Here is a 22927-nt window from a genome sequence, read left to right as displayed (position 1 = left end):
AGTTCTTTTGCTTTTTACATTTCGTTAAAAATCATATCGTTATTTATTTTTGTGTAGAATAGTTTTTTTACTGTTTCAAAATTATTTTCAAAATTTCCAAGTATCCACATTATTTTTGTAACTGTTGCCTCTGTTGTCATATTGTGAGATTCAAGGTAAGAGATTGAACTTATTCTCTTTCCGACCTCATAAACACCAACGTCGGAGCCTTCTTGTGGTACTTGTGTTGTCATTATGATAGTCTTTTTGTTGTCATACTCTACAATTAACTTTTTTAATTCGGTTTCTATTGTCTTTGGAATACCACCAACACCGAAACTTTCAATTATTATTGCATCATAATTTTTAAAAATTTCAGGTAAAATTTTTGCAGTCATTGAAGGTATTAGCTTTAAGACAAATACATTTGTGTTAAGAAAATCATAAAATTTTACTTCTTTTTCTGTTTCTTCATTGTTTATATATCTGTAAATCTTTTCATCTTGCATAATTGCTAAGAAGGGGAAGTTTACAGATGCGAATGCATCAAAGCTCTTTGTTCTTTCTTTTCTTGCTCTGGTTCCTGCAATTACTTTTCCGTCAAAAACAATACTTACACCTTTTGATTTGCTTTTTGATGCGTATAAAAGACTATTTAACAGATTATTTTTTGCATCTGTTATATGCATATCTATTGATTTTTGTGCGCCGGTCAATACGATTGGCTTTTGACTGTTTTGTATCAAATATGATAGGGCAGATCCTGTATAAGCCATAGTATCTGTTCCATGTGTTATAACAAAACCGTCATATTTTTCATAATTATTTTTTATTTCATCTTTTATCTTTAACCAATGTTCAGGTCTCATATCAGTTGAATCTACATTTAATAAATTGATAGTTTCAACTTCAAAATCAAGTGTTGTAAAGTTTAAATATTCAAGTAATTTTTTTGAGTCGATTTTTGGTGTTAAACCTTCATCAGTTGGCATTGATGCGATTGTTCCACCGGTTGAAATTAATAAAATTTTTTTCATAACAAGCCCCTGTTTTTTTATTTTTTTATCAGCTATATTATAAACCACAAATATAAAAAATACAATGTTTTTACTTAAATGTATAATGTGAAAAAATTTGTGGATAAAGGAGTAGGACTATATTGACAGCAATTCACTTCTGTTCTTTTTTGCTCAAAATGACGCATAATTTTGTTTAATGTAAAAATTATTGTTTTAATAAATTTTTTATCAGTAATGTTCCGTTTGGGCTTACATAAAGTCCTTGTATATTATTGTGAACTAAAACGGAAAATGAACGTTTATATAGTGGAAAAATGAAATTTTCTTTTTGTAAGTCCTCAACTGATTCATACATTTTTGAAAAATCATCATTTTGGTAATAATGATTTATATAGTATTTTATATCTGTTTCATCAGTTGTTCCAATGTTAAATGTTGAATGAGTAACTGCACTTTCTCCTTCATTTTTTATACTAACTTTTATTTTGTATTTGTCAATCCACTCTTTTGAAAGAGAGGCTAAAACTCTTTCAGATAATTTTGTTCCATTATATTTTAATGTTATTATTTTTTCTTGTAATTTTGAAGAGTTTATAATTCCTTCTACTTCTTCTTTCAATTTTGCTAGTTTTTCTGAAAGTAATTGTTCTTTTGCAATTAAAGGTGTTGAGTTATTATACAATACAAATTCAGCAATAAATTTTGAATCTATTACAGTTTCTAAATCTTTTCTTAATGTTTCATTTTTTAGAATTTCATTTTTTGTATCTAAACTTAAAAATTCAAAAATATTTGTTTTAAAGTTTAAAAATTCCGGTTTTTTGCTTGAGTCGGCACGTCTTTCATAAGGAATTTCGTAAAAAGGAAGTCCAAAAAAATCTACCTGTTTTAAATCAAAAAGTTGATAAGCAAGTATATCATTTTCGACTAATTTTAAAGTTACTTTTTTTACTTTCGTATTTACATTATCCCAGTAATTTTCATTTTTTTCTAAAACTATTTCTTCATCTCCATAGCTTTTGATTTTAAAAGCGCTGTTAGTTATAAGATTTTCTTTTTCAATTTTAGTATCTTTTTTTGTAGGGAACATAAAAACATTTGAAAGTATTTCGTCAAAGTTTTTAACTGGATATTCCATATTTACTTCAATTGTGTTTTTATCTAAAATTTTAATTCCGTTAAATTCTTTTAATTTTGCCTTTCCGTCATAAATTGTTTTTGCATCTTTTATAAAAAATAATTTAAAGGCATTTGGATTTTTATTTTCACTACTTAAAATGCTAAGCCAAGATTCAACATAATCTTCGACAGTTATGTCTGAACCGTCTGACCATTTTAAATTTTTTCTTAAAGTTATTTTCCATTTTTTAAAATCTTCACTTTTTTCTATATTTTCAGCTTGATTTAAGGCAATTTTTCCATGTGATGAATATTCTGTAAGACCTTCGAAAAGTTGAGAAACAACAGCATCATTATTTAAACTGTTTGAAAGTTTCGGGTCAAGATTATATTCCTGCTTTTTTATTGCCGTTGTTATTTCTGTGTTTGAAGTTTTAGTTTCATCCTTTTTTTCTTTTTTATTATTTGAACAGGCAACTAATGTAAGAGCCATTAACATTAAAAATAATTTAAAAAATTTTTTCATAACATTCTCCTTGATTAATTTATCTAATAGATATATTTTATCATAATTTGATAAAAAAACAAAATAATTACAAAAATGTAATAAAAATTTTTGAATTTATCGTGATTTGAATCACTATAATTGAATACTTGAAAATTTTTTGTTAAAAACTTGAATAAGTTTTGATATTTATGAAAAAATTGAGGTAAAATATTGATACAAAATATTAATTGATAGAAATTAATTTTGATATTTAATTTGGAGGTTTATTGTGAATAATTCAAAAAATTTAACAAAAAAAGAACTTTTGGAAATGTATGACAAAATGTTACTTATAAGACATTTTGATATGGAGCTTAGTAAATTATATTCAAGAGGCTTTATTCATGGAATGACACACTATTCTGTTGGAGAAGAGGCTGCGAATGTAGGTGCTATTTATCCTATGAGAAAAGAAGATTTAATGTATTCAAATCATAGAGGACATGGTCAAACAATTGCAAAAGGTATTGATATAAATAAAATGATGGCAGAAATTTTAGGAAAGGCTACTGGACAATGTAAAGGTCGTGGAGGTAGTATGCACCTTTATAATCTTGAAGTAAATAATATGGGTTGTAATGGTATCGTTGGTGGTGGACATGGTTTAAGTACCGGTGCTGCACTTGCTCAAAAGATGAAAAAGACAGGCAATGTTGTTGTTTGTTGTATGGGTGAAAGTGCTACTAACGAGGGAAGTTTCCACGAATGTTTAAATATGGCATCAATTTGGAAATTACCTTTAATATTTTATGTAATAAATAATAATTATGGTATCTCAATGTCTCAACAAAGATCAATGACTGCCAAAAGAGTTGTTGATAGAGCAGAGGCTTATAAAGTAAAATCAATTTATGTTGAAGACGGAAATAATGTTTTAGATGTTTATGACGCTATGAGTGAGGCTATTGAATATGCAAGAGAGGGAAATGGTCCTGTTTTAGTTGAATCAAAGAGTTATAGATGGTTTGGACACTCTGCATCAGATGCCGGTAAGTATAGAGATAAGGCAGAGGTTGATGCTTGGAAAGAAAAAGATCCGAATGTAGCATATAAAAAATATTTAATTGAAAATGAAATTGCAACTGAAAAAGAACTTGACGATATGGAAGAAAATGTAAAGAAAATTATTGCTGATGCAATAACTTTTGCTAAGGAATCACCTTTAGCTGACGAAAAAGATGCTTTTACAGATAATTATGCTTAAAATTTATTAAAATAGGAGAAGATTATGGCTAGTGAAATAAAGATTATGACTTTGCGTGAGGCAATAAAAGAAGCAATGTCTGAAGAAATGCGTAGAGATGAAAATGTGTTTTTAATGGGAGAAGATGTTGGTATTTTCGGTGGAGACTTTGGAACTACTGTTGGAATGTTAGAAGAATTTGGAGAAGAAAGAGTTAGAGATTGTCCTATTAGTGAGGCTGCTATCGCAGGCGCTGCTGCAGGTGCTGCATCAGTTGGTATGCGTCCTATCGTTGATTTAACTTTTATGGACTTCGTTACAATCGCTATGGATGCAATAGTAAATGAGGCTGCTCCAATGAGATATATGTTAGGTGGAGAAGTTAGTTTACCGGTTGTTTATCGTTGTGCGTCAGGTTCAGGTACTGGAGCCGCTGCTCAACATTGTAAGGCTCTTGAATCATGGTTCTGCCATATTCCTGGCTTAAAGGTTGTTGCACCAGGAACTGTAAATGATGCTTATGGAATTTTAAAGGCATCTGTTAGAGATAACAATCCTGTAATTTTTATCGAATCAAAAGCACTTTTTGGAAGAAAAGGCGAAGTTAAAGTTGGAGAAATTGTAGAGATTGGAAAAGGTGAAGTTAAAGTTGAAGGGAAAGATGTAACTTTAGTTTCTTGGGGAAGAATGTTAGAAAGAGCTTTACAAGCATCAGAAGAATTAAAAGCTGAAGGAATTAGCGTTGAGGTTGTTGACCCTATTACTTTAGTACCTTTAGATGAAGAAATAATTGTTGAATCTGTAAAGAAAACGGGAAGACTTGTACTTTGCCATGATTCATTCAAGACTGGTGGATTTGGTGGAGAAATTTCTGCAAGAATTGCTGAAAGTGATGCTTTTGATTACTTAGACGCTCCAATTTATAGAGTGGCAGGTGCTGATACAAATATTCCTTCTGCTAAAAACTTGGAGGCAGTTATCGTTCCAAGTGTTGAAGATATAAAAAATGCGATTAGAAAAGCGGTTAATAGATAGGAGGAAATTATGTCTGATATAAAATTTAGAGCAACTCCCGTTGCAAGATTTTTATCTAAACAAAATAATATCGACTTATCATTACTAAAGGGAACAGGTCCTAAGGGAAGAATACAAAAAGAAGATGTTTTAAATTTTAAAAATTTTGGAATTATTAGAGTTTCAGCTCTTGCAAAGAAAATTGCAGAAGTTGAAAATATAGATTTATCAAAAGTTGTTGGAACCGGTGTTAATGGAAAAATTTTAAAAGACGATGTTTTAGATTTCTTGAGAAATGAAAATGTAGTTGCACAAGAAGCTAAGATAGAAGTTCTACAACCTGAAGTTACAGAAGTTCAAAAATCTTATGGCGAAATTACAGAAGTTCCAATGTCAATGATGAGAAGAACTGTTGCTAAGAGAATGAGTGAAAGTTATTTCACAGCTCCGGTTTTTGTTGCTAATATAGAAGTTGATATGACAGAAGTTAAGACTTTAAGAGCAAATATTATGGAGCAATTAAAAGAAGAAACTGGATACAAACTTACTATTACAGATATAATTTCTTTAGCAACTGTTAAGAGTTTAATGAAACATCCTTATGTAAATTGTAGTTTGTCAAAAGACGGAACTAAGATTTTACTTCATAAATATGTAAATCTTGCTATGGCTGTTGGTCTTGAAAATGGACTTTTAACTCCGGTAGTTAAGAATGCAGAAAAGATGAGTTTAAGGGAACTTATGATTTCATTGAAAGATTTAACTAAAAAAGCTGTTGAAATGAAATTAGAATCAGAAGAGTTAGAAGATAGTACATTTACTATTAGTAATTTAGGAATGTTTGGAATAGATTCATTTGCTCCAATCATCAATCAACCAAATAGTGCTATTTTAGGTGTTAGTGCAACTGTTGATAAACCGGTTGTGCTTAATGGAGAAATAGCTATAAGACCTATTATGAAGTTGTCAATTACGGTTGACCATAGAGTTGTTGATGGAATGGAGGCTGCAAAGTTTTTAAATACTTTGAAAAATTATTTAGAAAATCCTATTTCAATTTTAGTTTAGTGTGAGGAGAAAATTATGTTAACAGAAATAATAATGCCAAAAGCTGGTAGTGAAATGGAAGAAGGCCAAATTGTAAAGTGGCTAAAAAAAGAAGGAGATAAGGTTGAGGCTGGCGAAATAATTTTAGAAATAATGACTGATAAAGTTAATATGGAAATTGAGGCAGAGGCATCAGGAACCTTATTAAAGATTTTAAAACAAGACGGAGAAATTGTTCCGGTTATAACAACTATTGCATATATCGGTGATGAGGGAGATGTAATTCCTGAAAGTGCATCAGAACCTGTAAAAGAAGAAGTTAAGGAAGAAGTAAAAGAAACTCCAAAAGAAGAAAAAGTTGAGGTTAAAACAGAAACTAAAAAAGAATTAAAAGACGGTGAATATGATGTAGTTGTAATCGGTGGAGGCCCTGCCGGTTATTATTCAGCTATCAAATCTGCTCAAAAGGGAGCAAAGGTTGCTATCGCTGAAAATAATAAGTTTGGCGGTACTTGCTTAAATAGAGGTTGTATCCCTACAAAGACATATTTACAAAATGTTGAAGATATAGAAAGAATTAAAGCCTCAAGTAAAAGAGGAATTGTTTTAGAAAATGATAATGCAACTGTTGATGTAGCTAAGGCATTGAAATTTAAAAATTCAATCGTTAAAAAACTTACTGCAGGAGTTGAATTCTTATTAAAGAGCAATTCAGTTGAAATGTTTAAAGAAACTGCTTATATAAATGCAAATGGAAATGTAACTTTAGAAAGTGGAAAAGAACTTGTTTGTGGTTCAATCATTTTTGCTGGTGGTTCAAAATGTGTTAAAAATATTAAAGGCTCTGACTCTAAAAATGTTATAGATACAGATGAGGCATTAGACTTAAAAGAAGCTCCTAAAACTTTAACAATAATCGGTGCAGATTATATTGGAGTTGAAATGGCCCAAATCTTTAATTCATTCGGTACTAAGGTAACAGTTGTTGAAAAGAAAGACTTTGCTATTGAAGTTATAGATAAAGAAGTTTCTTCAATTTTAATTAAATCTTTAGAAAAAGCCGGAGTTAAATTTATTTTTGGAAAAGAAATTACAGAAATTTCCGGAGAAAAAGTATTAGCAGGCTCAGAAGAAATTTCAAGTTCAGAACTTGTTTTAGTTACAACAAGAGAGGCTGATTTAACTGCATTAAAAGATGTAAAACTTGAATTATCAAATGGAAATGTTGTTGTAAATGAAAAAATGCAATCAAGTATGAAGAATGTTTATGCTCCGGGAGATTCAAATGGAATAAATCTTCTAGCACATTCAGCATTTAAAATGGGAGATATTGTAGCGTCTGAAATCGTTGAAGGAAAGTCAGATAAATATAATAATAATATCATTCCAAGAGCAATTTACACATATCCTGAAATTGGTAGTGTAGGATTAACAGAAGAAGATGCTAAGAAATTATATGATGTAAAAGTTGGTAAATTTAACTATGGAGCAAACGGAAGAGCATTAGCTCATGGAGATTCATCAGGAATGGTTAAAATTATTTCAGATGCAAGATATGGAGAAATCTTAGGAGCACATATCGTTGGACCTAGAGCGAGTGAATTAATCAACGAAGTTTCAGTTTTAATGCAATCAGAAATTACAGTTGAAGAGGCAATTAAAATGGTATTCGGACACCCAACATTCTCAGAAGCAATCTACGAGGCAATCGCAGATGTTGAAGGAGTTAGTGTACATTTACCAAGAAAATAGAAATTTATTTTTAAAAGGATAGAAAAAATTCTATCCTTTTTTCATTGAATGTGATAAAATAATTGTAAGTTTATTTATGATTTATGGAATTAAGGAGAAAATATGATTTTTATAAAAAATAAAATTACAGATGTCTATTTCAACTTGGCAATGGAAGAATATATCTTTGAAAAATTTAAAGAAGATGAAATATTCATGCTTTGGATTAATGAGCCTTCCGTTGTTATTGGAAAGCATCAAAATTTAGTTGAAGAAGTAAATATGAAATACTGTTTTGAAAATAAAATAAAAATTGCAAGGAGAATTTCGGGAGGGGGAACTGTTGTTCACGATTTTGGAAATCTGAATTATACCTACATAACAAATACGACCGGAGATACAGAACTAAATTTTAAAGAATTTTTAAAACCGATGCATAATGCTCTTTTAAGTTTGAATATAGATGCTTATGTTTCTCCGAGAAATGATTTTAGAGTTGGAGAAAATAAAATTTGTGGACATTCTCAGTTTATGCGAAAGAAGAGAGTTTTACACCATGGTTGTATTTTGTTTAATAGTAATTTAGAGGATTTAAGAGGCGCTTTGAATGTAAAACACAAGCAAGTTGTTTCAAATTCCGCCAAGTCTGTTAGAAGTAGTGTTGCAAATTTAAAAGATATTTCAAATTTGAATTATGAAATTTCAGATTTTATTGAAAAGTTGAAAAATGAAATTTTAAAAATGAGAGAAGATTTTAAAATTTATGAATTGACAGAAGAAGATATTTTAAATATTGATAGAATAAAAGAAGAAAAATATTCTACAAAAGAGTGGATATATGGACAATCTCCAAAATGTACTTTTGTGTTAAATGAAGAAAAAGATTATAATGTTGAAATAGTTAATGGAAAAATTGCCGAAATAAATGCAGAAAATAGTTTTGAAGAACTTATTGGAAGTTATTTTGAATACGAAGAAATAAAAAATAAAATAGAAATTTTAGAAATAAAAGATGAGGAAATTTTAAAACTAAAAGAAATATAAGACTTATATAAAAGGTGATTATATGTTATTTTTAAAAGAGATGAATATTGAAGATGCAAAGAAAGAATATATTGCAATAACTTCAATTCCTGAGGATGAAAATGGATTTGAGAATAAATTTTATAATGTTTCATTTGAAGATTTTGTAAACGAGGTAATTCCAACTTGTGAAAAACAATCTAAGGGAATTGACTTAAAACCTAATAGAGTTGCTCAAAATTATTATTTTCTATGGGATAATGGTGAAATTGTGGGACTTTTTAAAGTACGCAAAAAACTTAATGACTCTTTAAGAGATGGAGCAGGGCATATCGGTTATGGAATTATAAAAAAATATAGAAATAAAGGCTATGCAACTAGAGGACTTAAACTAGTAATCGAGCTTATAAAAGATGAAATAGAAGAAGACGAAATTTATATGAGTGTAAATAAGGATAATCCTTACTCTTTAAAAACTCAGCTAAACTGTGGAGCATATATATTTAGCGAAAATGAAGAGCAATATTTTACTAGAATAAAAATTTAAGATTTAAGTTTTAAAATAGCAGTTCAAAATGGATTGCTATTTTTTGTGTAAAAAATTACTAAATTTATTTTACTTTTTTATGTTTATATGCTATAATTAATTGTTATGCGTTGAATTTTAAATTTAGAAAGGAAAATATATGAGAAAGATTGAAAATATAAGAAATGTTGCAATTATTGCACACGTTGACCATGGTAAGACTACTCTTGTTGACTGTTTATTAAAGAGTAGTGGTGCGTTTAGAGAAAATCAAGATGTTAAAGAGAGAGTAATGGACTCCAATGATATTGAAAGAGAAAGGGGAATTACAATTCTTTCAAAGAATACAGCTATTGACTATAAGGGAGTTAAGATAAATGTAATTGACACTCCGGGACATGCTGACTTCGGTGGAGAGGTTGAACGTGTTTTAAAAATGGCTAATGGTGTTGTTCTTGTTGTTGATGCTTTTGAAGGACCTATGCCACAAACAAAATTTGTTTTGAGAAAGGCATTTGAACTTGGACTTCCAACTATTATTTGTATAAATAAAATTGATAGACCTGAGGCTAGATGTGAAGAAGTTGTTGATGAAGTTTTAGATTTATTTATTCAACTTGAGGCATCAGAGGAATATTTAGAAAGTCCATTTGTTTTTGCATCAGCAAGAGCCGGCTATGCAACTATGGATTTCAACGAAAAAACTGAGGATATGAAAACTCTTTTAGATGTTATCGTGGATTATGTTCCTGCTCCAAAGGGAGATGAAAATGCACCTTTTAAACTACTTATTTCAACAACAGATTATAGCGAATATGTTGGTAGAATAGGTATTGGTAAAATTGAAAGTGGTAGTGTTAAACTTGGTGATGATGCAGTTATTGTAAACTATAATGACAGTAGCGTAAATAAAAAAATAAAGATAACTAAGATTTATGAATTTGAAAATTTATCAAGAAAAGAAATTGAAAGTTCATCAGTAGGAAATATTATTGCCGTAACCGGCGTTGAAGGAATTAGCATTGGAGATACTTTGTGTTCTTTAGATGATGTTACTCCTGTTCCTTTTGTAAAGATTTCTGAACCAACTCTTGCAATGAACTTTATAGTAAATAATTCTCCTTTTGCAGGTAAGGAAGGAAAATTTGTTACAAGTAGGCAAATTCGTGCAAGATTATATAAAGAACTTGAAACAGATGTAAGTTTAAGAGTTGAAGACACAGATTCAACAGATAGTTTTAGAGTTTCAGGTAGAGGTGAATTGCATCTTTCTGTTTTAATCGAAAATATGAGAAGAGAGGGATATGAATTCCAAGTTTCTAAACCAGAAGTATTATATAAAAAAGATGAAAATGGTAAATTGTTAGAGCCGATAGAAACTGTAACAATTGACGTTGACCAAGAGTTTGTAGGCTCAATCATAGAAAAATTAGGACAAAGAAAAGCGGACTTAATTGATATGAATCCATCACAAGCAGGTTATACTAGACTTATATTTAATATTCCTGCAAGAGGTCTTATTGGATACCGTTCAGAATTTTTAACTGATACTAGAGGAAGTGGAACTTTAAATACTGAGTTTAAGGCTTATGAACCATTTAAAGGAGAAATTCCAAAGAGAAATGTCGGTTCATTAATTTGTTTTGAAACAGGCGTTGCTACTGCTTATGGATTAAACGCTGCACAAGAAAGAGGAATATTATTTATTTCTCCACAGGCAGAAGTGTATGAAGGAATGGTTGTAGGTTCTAATGCAAAAGGTCTTGATATTGAAGTTAATGTTTGTAAGAAAAAACAACAAACAAATATTAGGTCTTCAGCATCAGACGATGCTTTAAAACTTAGTCCTCCAAAAATTATGAGTTTGGAAGAAATGTTGGAATTTATCGAAAGTGATGAATATATCGAAATTACACCTAAGAGTTTAAGAATGAGAAAGAAGATATTAGATTCACAATTAAGATATAAGTCCAAGAAAAACAATAAATAATTTGAAAATATACCATAAAATCAGAAAATGTGATATAATTAAATTTACACTAGTGTAGATGTTAAAAGATAATTTAATTTCATCATATTTAACCTTATAAAAATTTTTCTAAATTGAAAAATGTGATATAATTAAATTTACAGTAATATAAATATTAGAAAATAATTTAATTAATGAAATTGTAATAAAAAAATATTTTGGAGGGATTTGTTTGCCTAAGATATTAGTAAAAAAGAGTGGACCTTTAGAAGGTACTGTTAAGATAGATGGAGCGAAGAATGCAGCACTTCCTATTATAGCTGCGTCATTATTGGGAACTGAGCCGATAATTTTAGAAGATGTTCCTAATTTGGTAGATGTAAAAATAATTTTAAAAGTTTTAGAAAGTTTGGGAGCAAAAGTTGAATTTTTATCTGAAAATAGAGTTTCAATAGATTCCAGTCATATAAATTCATTTGTAACTGATAGAGATCTAATGGAAAAAATGAGAGCGTCATTTTTAGTTATGGGTCCATTACTTGCAAGATTTGGAAGAGCAGAGGCGTTTTTACCTGGTGGCTGTGCAATAGGTTCACGTCCTATTGACTTGCACTTAAAAGGATTTAAAATTTTAGGAGCATTAATCGATGAAGAACCTGATAAGATTTCAGCAAGATGTGAAAAACTTTATGGAGATACTATTTATTTAGATTTTCCTTCAGTTGGTGCGACTCAAAATATAATGATGGCTGCAACTTTGGCTAAAGGCGAAACTATAATTGAAAATGCAGCAAAAGAACCTGAAATTGTAGATTTAGGCAACTTTTTAAATAAAATGGGAGCTAAGATTACAGGTGCCGGAACTTCTACGATTAGAATTGTTGGAGTTGAAAAGTTAAAAGGTACTGTTCATACAATTATCCCTGATAGAATTGAAGCTTCTACATTTATGATAGCTGCTGCAATTACAGGTGGAAAAGTTGTTGTTCAAAATTGTATTTCAAGTCATATTAAACCGGTTATTGCAAAACTTAAAGAAACTGGTGCTTATGTTGTTGTAAATGAAGATGAAGATTCAATTTTTGTAAAGGGTGCTGATAAGATTAAAGGAACAGATATAAAAACTTTACCTTATCCCGGTTTTCCAACAGATGTTCAAGCACAATTTATGGCTTATTTATGTGTTTGTGAAGACCAAGCAAAAGTTACAGAAACAGTTTTTGAAAATAGATTTATGCATGTTGAAGAACTTAATAAAATGGGTGCAATCATTGCTACAAGTGGTAAAGAGGCAAGAATTGCCGGTGTTAGACAACTTGTTGGTGCTGAAGTGAAAGCAACTGATTTAAGAGCAGGAGCTGCTTTAGTGTTAGCAGGACTTGTTGCAGATGGTACAACAACAATCGGAAATATCTATCATATAGATAGAGGATATAATGATTTTGTTGGCAAAATGAAGTCTTTAGGTGCGAATATTGAAAGAATAGAAGATTAATTTTTTTAGGAAACTACTTGTAGTTTCCTAAATTTGTATGCAGGAGAAGTTATGAAAGTAACAGGAGAAGTTATAAAGGTTAGATATGTAAATGAAGAAAATGGATATTCCGTTTTTGACTTGAATACAACTGATGGAGAATTGAAAATTGTAGGTATTTTTGATTCAATTAACGTTGGAGAAACTTTAGAAATAGAGGGAGAATTTACATACGATAATAAATATGGCGAACAATTAAATATGTCTTCTTACGAAAAGAAACTTCCAAGCTCTGTTGCTGAGATTGAAAGATATTTAGCTAGTGGTATTATTTCAACGATTGGTCCAAAGAATGCAAGATTTATAGTTGAAGAATTTGGAAAGAAGAGTTTGGATATTGTCTTTGATGAAACTGATAGATTGATTGAAGTTAGAGGAATCGGAAAGAAAAGTATCGAAAAAATAAAAAAATCCGTTGAAGAATTAAGATTTAGTAAAAATATTTTATTTCATCTTAGTGGACTTGGGATAAGCCTTAGTTTATCCAAAAAAATTTATAGCATCTTTAGAGAAAATACTTTAGAAATTATTAATGAAAATCCGTATAAGCTGATTAAGAATGTAAAGGGAATTGGATTTTTGAAAGCTGATGAGATTGCTTTGAAAAACAATTTGGATAAAAATAGTCCATACAGAATTGAATCGGCGATACTTTATGTTTTAACTCAAAAAGCTATTAATTTCGGTCATGTTTATTATCCGAAAGATAAACTTACTCTTGAAGTGTCTAAGTTGATTAATGTTGAAACAGACCTTATTGAGCCTGTTTATATGAACTTACTCTTATCTTCTGATATTGTTATTGATAATTCTTTTGAAGAAACAAATATTTATTTAGATTATCTTTATGTTTCGGAAAGTTATGTTGCAAGTAAACTTGCAAAAACGGCTTTAAATGAAGATATGGAAATTTTATTTGATGTTGATAGTGAAATAAAAAAATCTTTAAAAGATTTATCCATAAAACTATCAAAAATTCAAATTGATGCAATAAAATCTTGTTTTGAAGAAAATGTTACAATAATAACCGGAGGACCCGGTACCGGAAAGACTACAATAATAAATACAATAGCAAAAATATTTATGAATAATGGATATAATATATCTCTTTGTGCTCCTACCGGAAGAGCGTCTAAAAGAATTGAAGAAACGACAGGTTTTGAGGCGAAAACAATTCACAGAATGTTAGGATATATTCCAAGTAGTTATGATGATATTGGACATTTTGAATACAACGAAGATAATCCTTTAGATACGGATTTAATCATAATTGACGAAATGAGTATGGTTGATATCGTACTTTTTGAAAAACTTCTAAGAGGAATAAAGGACAGTACAAAGTTAATTATAGTTGGAGATGTTGACCAGTTGCCAAGTGTTGGTTCTGGTAATGTTTTAAGGGATTTGATAAATTCAGAAAAAATAAAATATACAAAGTTAGTTGATATTTTTAGACAGTCTGAAAATAGCAATATAATAGTTAATGCACATAAAATAAATAACGGACAAGAACCGATTTTAAATGAAAAAAATAGTGATTTTTTCTTTTTAAAAACCGAAAGTCCGATGCGAACTAGAAATATAGTTGTGGATTTGATAAGTAAAAGACTTCCAAAGGCTTATGGTTATAATTTTTCTAAAGATATTCAGATTTTAACTCAAAGCAGAAAAGGTATCTGCGGAGTTATGGAGTTGAATAGGTTATTACAGGATATTTTAAATCCAAAAACTGAAACAAGTGATGAGCTTTTGGTTGGAAATAAAATTTTTCGTGTAAATGATAAAGTTATGCAGACTAAGAACAATTACAATCTTTCTTTTTTGGACTCCGACGGAGAAGAGGCTTTTGGAGTTTATAACGGAGATATGGGACATATAATTTTTATAGATAAATCTAGTAAAAAAGTTACGGTTGAAATGGACGATAAAAGAGAAATTGAATATAGTTTGGAAGATTTGGATAATTTAGAACTTGCCTATGCGATAACTATACATAAGTCGCAAGGTTCTGAGTTTAAAGCTGTAATCATTCCTATGTTTGATGGATATAGATTACTTCAAACCAGAAATTTATTATATACTGCAATAACTAGAGCTAAAGAAAATATTGTTTTGGTTGGAGATAAAAATGTTATGAACAATATGATTCAAAACAATACGATAAACAGTAGATATTCAAATTTAGAAAATAGAATTAAACACTTTTTTGGACTTGTAGAGGAATTGTTGTAATGCTTAGAAAATTTTTTAAAACATTTTTTTATAATGAAGATTATTGCTTTTTCTGTAAAGAAAATGTGATTAAAAACTCATATCTATGTGAAGAATGTATATCTGAAATTAGAAGATATGACAAAGAGATTTTTAATGATTATGGAGAAGAAATTTTTAAAAAAGATATTTTATTTTACTATTCTGGAATAATTAAAGAAAAAATAAAGGAATTTAAGTTTGAAAATGGAGTTTATCTTAAAAATCCTTTTGGTGAATTGATGTTTGAAAACTTAGATAAAACTTTGCTTGAAAAAATGGATTACATTGCCTATGTTCCGTCAAGCAAGAAAAAATTAAAATTAAGAGGATATAATCATTCAAAGCTTTTGGCTGAAGAAATATCAAAATATTCAAAAATACCATTGTTTGATGATTTACACAAAGTAAAAAATACAAAATCACAACATTTTTTATCATTAGAAGAAAGAAGTGTAAATTTGAAAAATTCTTTTTCAGTCGAAGGAGATTTAACCGGAAAAAATATTCTATTAGTTGACGACATACATACAAGTGGGGCAACAGTTAACGAATGTTATAAAGAATTAAGAAAAGCAAATTGTAATTTTGTTTGGGTTGTTTGTCTGTGTGGCGTTTTTTAGTTATTAATTAATATTGATGTTATGATATAAGCGAGTTTGTTTTACTCGCTTTTTTGTTGATTAAATTTTATAAATTTTTTCGATTTATTATATAGTATAAGTATAATTGTAAATTTTTTAATAAAAAAATATCAAAAAAATTGAATAGAAGTCATATTTGTAATTGTAAACACTTGTTCGAAATGATATAATATAAGGGTAAATCATACAATTTATATTTCACTAATATACAGGGGGAATTATGAAACTATTTAAGAAAATTTTAATTTCATCTTTAGCGCTTGTTTTAAGTGCCGGACTTCTTGTGGGCTGTGGCTCTAAAAAAGAAGCAAAAAAATCTTCTGATGGAAAAACTGCTATTGAAAAGATTTCAATCGGTTTTGTACCTTCAAGAGAACCATCAGAGATAGTTACTGCAACTGAACCTTTAAAAAAATTATTGAAGGATCAATTATCAAAAGAAGGATTTGACGTTAAGAATGTTGATATAACAGTTGGAACAAGTTTTGAGGCAGTAGGGGAAGGACTTAATGCCGGAACTTTGGATATTGGATTTATTCCAGCCGGAACTTATGTTTTATATAGAGATGGGGCAGAAGTTCTTTTGACTGCAACTAGAAAAGGGCTTTCAGTAAATGATGATTCTGCTAAGGTTTGGAATGAACAAAAACCAACAAAGAAAACTGATAATCAAGTTACTTCTTATAGAGCATTAATGATTGCCGGACCATCTGAAAAAGGTCAAGCTATCGCTAAGAAAGTAAATGCCGGAGAAAAGTTAGCATGGGAAGATGTTAAAGATTTAAAATGGAGTGTTATGAATCCAACTTCACCTGCAGGTTATATTTATCCAACTCTTTGGTTAAATGAAACTTTTGGAAAGACAATTAAAGATTTAGGAAACAATGCAATTTTAAGTGATTCTTATGGTTCTGCATTCGCTAGACTTGCTTCAGGACAAGTAGATGTGCTTTGTACATACGCTGACGCCAGACTTGACCAAGAAAAGAAATGGAATGAAACTTATGGAAGAAAAGCATCTATTTGGGATGAAACAAATCTTATAGGTGTAACACCTGCTATCTATAATGATACAGTAAGTGTTTCTAAAAAATCTAAAAATGTAACGCCTGAATTTAAAAAAGCTTTAGAAAAAGCATTGATTGAAATTGCTAAAACAGAAGAAGGTAAAAAAGTTATAGCTGTTTATAGTCATGAAGGTTATCAACCGGCAAAAGATGCTGATTATGATAATGAAGCTAAAGCTCAAGAAATTGTAAAAAAATTAAAATAATGTTGAATTAATTAAATTGTGTGAGAGTTAGGGAGAGAGAAATCTCTCCCTTTTTTAACAAATTATATGGAGAAAATTATGATAGAATTTAAAAAAGTTAGCAAGGTTTATCCTAACGGAACTAAGGGTTTAGTAGATGTAGATTTAAAGATTGAACAAGGAGAATTTGTTGCGATTATAGGGCTTTCCGGTTCAGGAAAATCTACATTAATCAGATGTGTCAATAAGATGCATGAAATTACGTCAGGAGAATTAATTGTAAATGATGTCGATGTAAAAAAATTAAGTGGTTCAGAAATTAGAAAATTTAGAAGAAAAATTGGTATGATTTTTCAATCTTTTAATTTAGTTACAAGAACAACCGTTATAAAAAATGTTTTAACTGCATTTGTACCTGATTTAACAGGGTTTAGAAAATTTTTTGGAATATTTCCAAAGGAATGTAAGATGAAGTCTTTAGAGGCTCTTGATAAAGTTGATATGTTAGAAAAGGCTTATGTTAGAGTTGATCAACTTTCAGGTGGACAACAACAAAGAGTTGCTCTTGCCAGAGCTTTAGGACAAAATCCACAAATTATTTTAGCAGATGAGCCGGTTGCAGCTCTTGACCCGGTAACTTCTAATCAAGTTATGGAAGATTTTAGAAAAATTAATAAAGAAAATAAAATTACTATTTTGATTAACATTCATGATGTTGATTTAGCTTTAAAATATTGTGATAGAGTTGTTGGAATAAATAAAGGTAGAATTGTTTATGACGGAAAATCAAGTGATATTACAAAAGAAATTTTAGACAAAATTTACCAAAAAGATTTATTTTTAGCTGGAGAATAATATGAAAAATATATTTGATAAGATATTTCCTAAAGAAAAAATTACTCTGGGAAATGGAAAAGTAGTTTTTAGACCTCGTTCAAAAACTCCTTTAATTACAATCATCGTAATTTTGTTGATGTATATTTCAATAAATGTTACAGGTTTTAATTTTGAAGTTTTTGAAAATTTTGGTAACTTTTTTAATATTTTAAAAGGAATGATTCCGCCGGACTTTAGCTATAGTGGAGAGGTTTTAACTCCTCTTTTTGACACTATAAAAATGTCATTAATGGGCTCATTTTTAGGAGCTTTGGTATCACTTCCTATTGCTATTTTAGCATCTAGCAATATAACAAAAAATAAGTTTGTAAATGGATTTTTTAAATTATTTTTAAGTATTTTAAGAACTTTACCTTCACTTGTTTGTGCTTTAATAGCAACTTATATATGGGGACTTGGAACTTTTGCCGGAACAGTTGCAATTTTTATTTTCTCATTATCTTATGTTGGAAAGTTACTTTACGAATCAATAGAAACTGTTGATATGGGAGCTTTTGAATGTATGGAATCAATGGGATTTACAAAATTTTATGCTTTTAGATATGCGATACTTCCAGTTGTATTACCTTCATATATTTCTACTGCTTTGTTTAACTTTGAAGGAAATGTAAGATACGCTGCAATTTTAGGTTATGTTGGAGCAGGTGGTATTGGAATGATTTTAAATGAAAAACTTGGCTGGAGAGAATATTCAAAAGTTGGTACCATAGTATTTTTATTACTTGTAACTGTTTTTGTAATTGAAATTATAAGTGAACATTTTAGAGGAAGATTGGAGTAATTGGTATGAAGAATTTAAAAGTAGAAGAAAAATTAAATAAAGAACCAAAATCATATACTTATATCATAGCAGTTATTGTGATTGTTTTAGGACTTTTAGTTTGGTCTGCAATGTCTATCAAAAAGGGTGATGATGTTAAGGACTCTATGAGTATTGCAAAAAATATTATAAATGGTATTTTGCATCCGGATATGGAATTTCTTTTTAGACTTGATAATAAAGGTGTAATTTACTTGCTTTTTGAAACAATGTGTATTGCATTTTTAGGTACAATAATCGGTGCGATTATATCAATTCCTTTTGCGTTTATTTCTGCAAAGAAAATTGTTTCAAAATATGTAGCTGTAATTGGAAGATTTTTTACAATGTGTGTTAGAACTGTTCCTGCGTTTATATATGGACTTATGTTTATCGGCGTTACAGGTCCGGGTGCGTTAGCTGGAGTATTTACAATGTCAGTTGTATCTATCGGAATGGTTACTAAATTGTATATTGATGTTATAGAGGATTTAGATTTTGGAATTATCGAATCACTTTCAGCTATTGGTTGTACAAAGATTGAGCAAATAAGATATGGAATTTTACCACAACTTTACTCAAAATTAATCTCAATTGTAATTTACAGATTTGATATGAATTTAAGAGATGCATCTGTACTTGGTCTTGTTGGAGCAGGTGGTATTGGTGCGCCACTTATATTTGCGATGAATAATTATCGTTGGAATGAAGTTGGATCTATTTTAGTTGGAATTATAGTTTTAGTTTTAATTATAGAAGTATTTTCAAACAAAGTTAGAAGAAAATTAGCGAGGGGATATTAATGGCTTTTAAAATTTTATCAACAACAGATGTTCATGGAAATTTATTAGCATATAACTTTGTAAACTCAAGTATTGCAAGTAAAGGACTTTCCAGATTTTCGAGCTTTTTAAAAGAAGAAAGAAAAAAAGGAAAAGTAATTTACGTTGATAATGGTGATATTAATCAAGGGACTCCTCTAGTAACTTATGCTAATTCAAATGTTAAAAAAAATATTGTTGCAAAAGCTCTTAACCGTTTGAAATGTGATTATATAAATATAGGAAATCACGATTTTAATTATGGAAATGAATTTTTATATAATTATGTTGAAGAAAATAATGCAAAATGTATTACTTGCAATGTAAAATATAAAAATGAAAATCTTGGAAGAACAGATATAGTTGAAATAGATAATAAAAAAGTTGCATTAATTGGAGTTGTGACTGATTATATTGACCATTGGGAAAATCCTAAAAATTTAGAAAATTTAGAGGTTTTAAATGTTTTTGAAACTGTAAAAAATTCTGTTGAATATGTTAGAGATAAGGTTGACTATGTAGTTGTATTTTATCATGGGGGCTTTGAAAGAGATTTAGAAAGTGGAAATCCTACTGAAAACTTGACAGGAGAAAATGTCGGCTATGAGATTTGTGATAAAATTTCCGGAATAGATGTTTTAGTTACAGGACATCAACATAGGACTCTAACAGGTAAGATAAAAGATACACTCGTAATACAATGTGCAGACGGTTGTTCAACTTGTATGGAAATTGTGTTTGACGATAAAATTTCTGTAAATATAAAAGACATTTCAGGATATGAAATAGATACTGAAGTGGAAGAAAAATTTAAAGAGATTTTAAATGAAACGGAAAAATGGTTAGATATTGAAATTGGAAGTTGTAACAAAGAAATGTATATTTCCGATATAAAAAAAGCACAACTTGAAAAACATTCAATTACAACTTTTATAAACAAAATTCAAAAAGAAACTATGGGTGCAGATATTTCTGCTTGTTGTCTTTTTGAAGTAATGCCCGGTTTTGGTAAAAAATTAAGATATAGAGATATAATTTTAAATTATCCATTCCCAAATACATTAGTTCTAAAAGAAATGAGTGGACAAAATATTTTAGACTATTTAACACAATTATCGACATACTGGATTGTTAAAGATAATGAAATTGATATAAATCCTAAATTTTTATATCCTAAAAGAGAAATGTATAATTACGACATGCTTGACGGAATAGAATATACAATGAACATTTCAAAAAATGGTACAAATTTCGTAACAGATGTAAAAGTAGATGGAGAAGAGTTAATTTTAGACAAAAAATATAAACTTGTATTGAATAATTATAGAGCAACAGGTGGTGGAAATTTTTCTTTTTTTCCTGAGCTTAAAACTTTAAAAGAAGATACAAGAGATATTGCTGAAGTTTTGATTGATTATGTAAAAGAAAATAATTATGTTGAAGTTGAAGACAAAAACAATATAAAATTAAAAATTGTTGAATAGAAAAAGACTATTGCGTTTTGCAATAGCCTTTTTTAATTTATTTTATTTCTAAGTAAACAGGGCAATGATCGCTACCTAAAATGCTTTGATGAATTTGTGCATCTACAAGTCTGTTATCCATATCTTTTGAAGTTAGAAAATAGTCGATTCTCCAACCTGTATTTCTTTCTCTTGATTTGCCGAAGTAACTCCACCAACTGTATTCATTTTCTTTATCCGGATAGAAAAATCTAAAAGTGTCTGTAAAGCCACTATCTAAAAGAATAGACATTTTTTCTCTTTCTTGATCTGTGAAACCGGCATTTTTTCTGTTTGTCTTTGGATTTTTAAGGTCAATTTCCTTATGAGCAACATTTAAGTCGCCACATACAATTACAGATTTAGTTTTATTTAATTCATGTAGATATTCTCTAAATGCATCTTCCCAAACCATTCTGTAATCAAGTCTTAAAAGTTCTTGCTTTGAATTTGGAGTATAGCAAGTTACTAAAAAGAAATCATCATATTCTAAAGTTATAAGTCTGCCTTCATTGTCGTGTTCTTCAATTCCCATTCCATACTTTACACTTAAAGGTTTGTGTTTAGTGAAAATAGCAGTTCCACTATATCCCTTTCTTTGTGCATAATTATAAAAAGTTTCATATCCATCAAGTTCAAGGTCAAGTTGTCCTTCACTCATTTTAATTTCTTGTAAACAGAAAAAATCTACATTAATATCGTTAAAATAATCTAAAAATCCTTTTTTAATACAAGCTCTAAGCCCATTTACATTCCAAGAAACAAATCTCATTTAATCACCTCATATTTATTTTGTTTAATTACTTACTTATTAATTATACCATAGTTCCATTTTTATAATCAAACAGAAGTAACTATGGTGAAATTAAATTATTTTTTATACTGAATTAATGTGAATTTAATTATACCATAGTTCCATTTTTATAATCAAACAGAAGTAACTATGGTGAAATTAAATTGTTTTTTTGTTGAAAAAAAGAGTTTATAATTAACTATTGTAACAGAGATATATTTTGATAAAAAGAGTAAGGAAACATTTCAAGATAAGCTGTTTAAGGTAATACATTCTAATGGAAATAGTAGCGAGCGAGTAGAAAAAAAGCCTTAAAAATGCTATAATATCATTAGTTAATTTTGGCTAACTTTTGGCTGTTAGATGTCTGGTTGGTGTAATAATTTTTGAAAAAAATATGAATCTAAACTTGTAGAAAAATTAGTGGGGCGATTTTAGTGAAATATAAAGGTATGTATTTTAATTTAATGAGTTTATTTTTGAAAAGACCAATGGTTAGAAAATTTGGCAAGAATAAAACTATGGAAAGCTTAAAAAAGGCACGTAGTCTATATAAACAAATGATTGAAAAGACCGAAGATATTGGTGCGAATAATCCTATGTCAGGTAATATTTACTTAGGCTATGTATTTATGGCTGTATGCAGAGCGGGCGATTTTAAGATAGATGATTTTAAAGAAGTAATCGTTGAATTTTTAAATAATAAATTAATTAACAAAGCTATAAGTAGATTTGATTTAAATAATCCTAAAGATATGGAAAAATTTGCCGGACAAATGTATAAAATGAGAGAATGGGCAGATAAACATCAGAAATATAAGAATAATACATGGGATTTTAATTTTGATAAAAATCTTCATAAGGATGGCTTCTATTATCACTTTACAAGGTGTCCTATGGAAAAATTTGCTAGAGAAAATGGTTATCTTGATTTATTGCCTTTGTGCTGTGATATTGACCACATTGTATTTGAGAAAAGGAAAGCAGTTCTTCATAGAAAACAGACATTAGCATCCGGGGGAGAAATATGTGATTACTGGATTGTTGGAGATAAGACTAAGAATCCGATGTGAAAAATTAGGATTATATGAAGGAGGTTGATTTTATGGATTTCATACGAGCAATTCTTGACGGAATTGCAATAGCAGCTATTTTTAATGGAATAGTGGCTAGTTTGGTACTAATAAATCCAAGATTGTTTTTTGATTCCTATCCAAAGGCTATCCAGAAAACAGCTCCGAAACAAATGACAAAACAAGAGAAAAAGATAAATACGAT

The 22927-nt window shown here is 29.2% G+C and carries 20 protein-coding genes; 17 read left to right on the top strand and 3 right to left on the bottom strand.

From position 1 onward, the window contains the following. Positions 1–14 precede the first annotated feature (14 nt). Positions 15–1016: an asparaginase gene (locus HMPREF3181_RS04950; RefSeq protein WP_068473869.1), complete on the bottom strand. Its 1002-nt coding sequence runs from the start codon at positions 1014–1016 to the stop codon at positions 15–17. A gap of 187 nt (positions 1017–1203) precedes the next feature. After that, on the bottom strand, positions 1204–2643 hold the full coding sequence (locus tag HMPREF3181_RS04945; protein ID WP_068473866.1) for an ABC transporter substrate-binding protein: 1440 nt from the start codon (positions 2641–2643) through the stop codon (positions 1204–1206). Between the two features lie 250 nt (positions 2644–2893). On the opposite strand from HMPREF3181_RS04945, the gene HMPREF3181_RS04940 reads away from it, so the two are divergent. From HMPREF3181_RS04940 to HMPREF3181_RS04870, 15 genes are all read left to right on the top strand, one after another. Continuing rightward, a complete protein-coding gene (locus HMPREF3181_RS04940) occupies positions 2894–3868 on the top strand; it encodes a thiamine pyrophosphate-dependent dehydrogenase E1 component subunit alpha (RefSeq protein ID WP_197415924.1) in 975 nt (324 codons plus the stop codon). A gap of 24 nt (positions 3869–3892) precedes the next feature. After that, a complete protein-coding gene (locus HMPREF3181_RS04935) occupies positions 3893–4882 on the top strand; it encodes an alpha-ketoacid dehydrogenase subunit beta (protein WP_068473861.1) in 990 nt (329 codons plus the stop codon). Between the two features lie 9 nt (positions 4883–4891). Then, complete coding sequence (locus HMPREF3181_RS04930; protein ID WP_068473858.1) at positions 4892–5929, top strand: dihydrolipoamide acetyltransferase; 1038 nt, start codon at positions 4892–4894, stop codon at positions 5927–5929. Between the two features lie 15 nt (positions 5930–5944). Further along, positions 5945–7660, top strand: a complete 1716-nt coding sequence (gene lpdA, locus HMPREF3181_RS04925) for a dihydrolipoyl dehydrogenase (protein ID WP_068473855.1) — start codon at positions 5945–5947, stop codon at positions 7658–7660. 102 nt (positions 7661–7762) lie between these two features. Next, positions 7763–8683: a lipoate--protein ligase family protein gene (locus HMPREF3181_RS04920; protein ID WP_068473852.1), complete on the top strand. Its 921-nt coding sequence runs from the start codon at positions 7763–7765 to the stop codon at positions 8681–8683. A gap of 22 nt (positions 8684–8705) precedes the next feature. Beyond that, positions 8706–9209: a GNAT family N-acetyltransferase gene (locus HMPREF3181_RS04915; protein WP_068473849.1), complete on the top strand. Its 504-nt coding sequence runs from the start codon at positions 8706–8708 to the stop codon at positions 9207–9209. 139 nt (positions 9210–9348) lie between these two features. Next, entirely contained in the window at positions 9349–11178 is a 1830-nt protein-coding gene (typA, locus tag HMPREF3181_RS04910; protein ID WP_068473846.1) for a translational GTPase TypA, read from the top strand. A gap of 211 nt (positions 11179–11389) precedes the next feature. Beyond that, the gene (gene murA / locus HMPREF3181_RS04905) at positions 11390–12652 is read left to right on the top strand and encodes a UDP-N-acetylglucosamine 1-carboxyvinyltransferase (protein WP_068473843.1); all 1263 of its coding nucleotides are present in this window, start codon (positions 11390–11392) and stop codon (positions 12650–12652) included. Positions 12653–12703: 51 nt separating this feature from the next. Next, positions 12704–14923: an SF1B family DNA helicase RecD2 gene (locus tag HMPREF3181_RS04900; protein WP_068473840.1), complete on the top strand. Its 2220-nt coding sequence runs from the start codon at positions 12704–12706 to the stop codon at positions 14921–14923. Then, positions 14923–15564 (top strand): ComF family protein, encoded by a 642-nt coding sequence (locus HMPREF3181_RS04895; protein WP_068473835.1) that lies wholly within the window; start codon positions 14923–14925, stop codon positions 15562–15564. The genes HMPREF3181_RS04900 and HMPREF3181_RS04895 overlap by 1 nt, the downstream gene beginning before the upstream one ends. Positions 15565–15805: 241 nt before the next feature. Further along, a complete protein-coding gene (locus HMPREF3181_RS04890) occupies positions 15806–16858 on the top strand; it encodes a phosphate/phosphite/phosphonate ABC transporter substrate-binding protein (RefSeq protein WP_068473831.1) in 1053 nt (350 codons plus the stop codon). Positions 16859–16936: 78 nt separating this feature from the next. Beyond that, positions 16937–17692, top strand: a complete 756-nt coding sequence (gene phnC / locus HMPREF3181_RS04885; protein ID WP_068473829.1) for a phosphonate ABC transporter ATP-binding protein — start codon at positions 16937–16939, stop codon at positions 17690–17692. Position 17693: 1 nt separating this feature from the next. Then, positions 17694–18515, top strand: coding sequence for a phosphonate ABC transporter, permease protein PhnE (phnE, locus tag HMPREF3181_RS04880; protein WP_068473826.1), 822 nt, complete (start codon positions 17694–17696; stop codon positions 18513–18515). A 5-nt stretch (positions 18516–18520) separates the two neighbouring features. Beyond that, positions 18521–19336, top strand: coding sequence for a phosphonate ABC transporter, permease protein PhnE (gene phnE, locus HMPREF3181_RS04875; RefSeq protein ID WP_068473823.1), 816 nt, complete (start codon positions 18521–18523; stop codon positions 19334–19336). Next, positions 19336–20838 carry a bifunctional metallophosphatase/5'-nucleotidase gene (locus tag HMPREF3181_RS04870; RefSeq protein WP_068473820.1) on the top strand — a complete coding sequence of 501 codons (1503 nt, stop codon included), beginning with the start codon at positions 19336–19338 and terminating at the stop codon, positions 20836–20838. Before phnE (HMPREF3181_RS04875) ends, HMPREF3181_RS04870 begins: the two co-directional genes overlap by 1 nt. 37 nt (positions 20839–20875) lie before the next feature. Here the strand turns inward: HMPREF3181_RS04870 and HMPREF3181_RS04865 are convergent, their stop codons facing one another. Further along, positions 20876–21628, bottom strand: a complete 753-nt coding sequence (locus tag HMPREF3181_RS04865; RefSeq protein ID WP_068473817.1) for an exodeoxyribonuclease III — start codon at positions 21626–21628, stop codon at positions 20876–20878. Between the two features lie 222 nt (positions 21629–21850). Here HMPREF3181_RS04865 and HMPREF3181_RS08125 point away from each other — a divergent pair, with 222 nt between their 5' ends. Beyond that, positions 21851–21964 (top strand): hypothetical protein, encoded by a 114-nt coding sequence (locus HMPREF3181_RS08125; protein ID WP_082713917.1) that lies wholly within the window; start codon positions 21851–21853, stop codon positions 21962–21964. Positions 21965–22086: 122 nt separating this feature from the next. Further along, the gene (locus HMPREF3181_RS04860) at positions 22087–22722 is read left to right on the top strand and encodes an L-2-amino-thiazoline-4-carboxylic acid hydrolase (protein WP_068473814.1); all 636 of its coding nucleotides are present in this window, start codon (positions 22087–22089) and stop codon (positions 22720–22722) included. Positions 22723–22927: the final 205 nt, after the last annotated feature.

The organism is Parvimonas sp. KA00067 (assembly GCF_001553085.1).
Taxonomy (GTDB): Bacteria; Bacillota; Clostridia; order Tissierellales; family Peptoniphilaceae; genus Parvimonas; species Parvimonas parva.
Note: the sequence above shows the minus strand (reverse complement) of the source record. Positions and strands in the feature narration are given on the sequence as shown.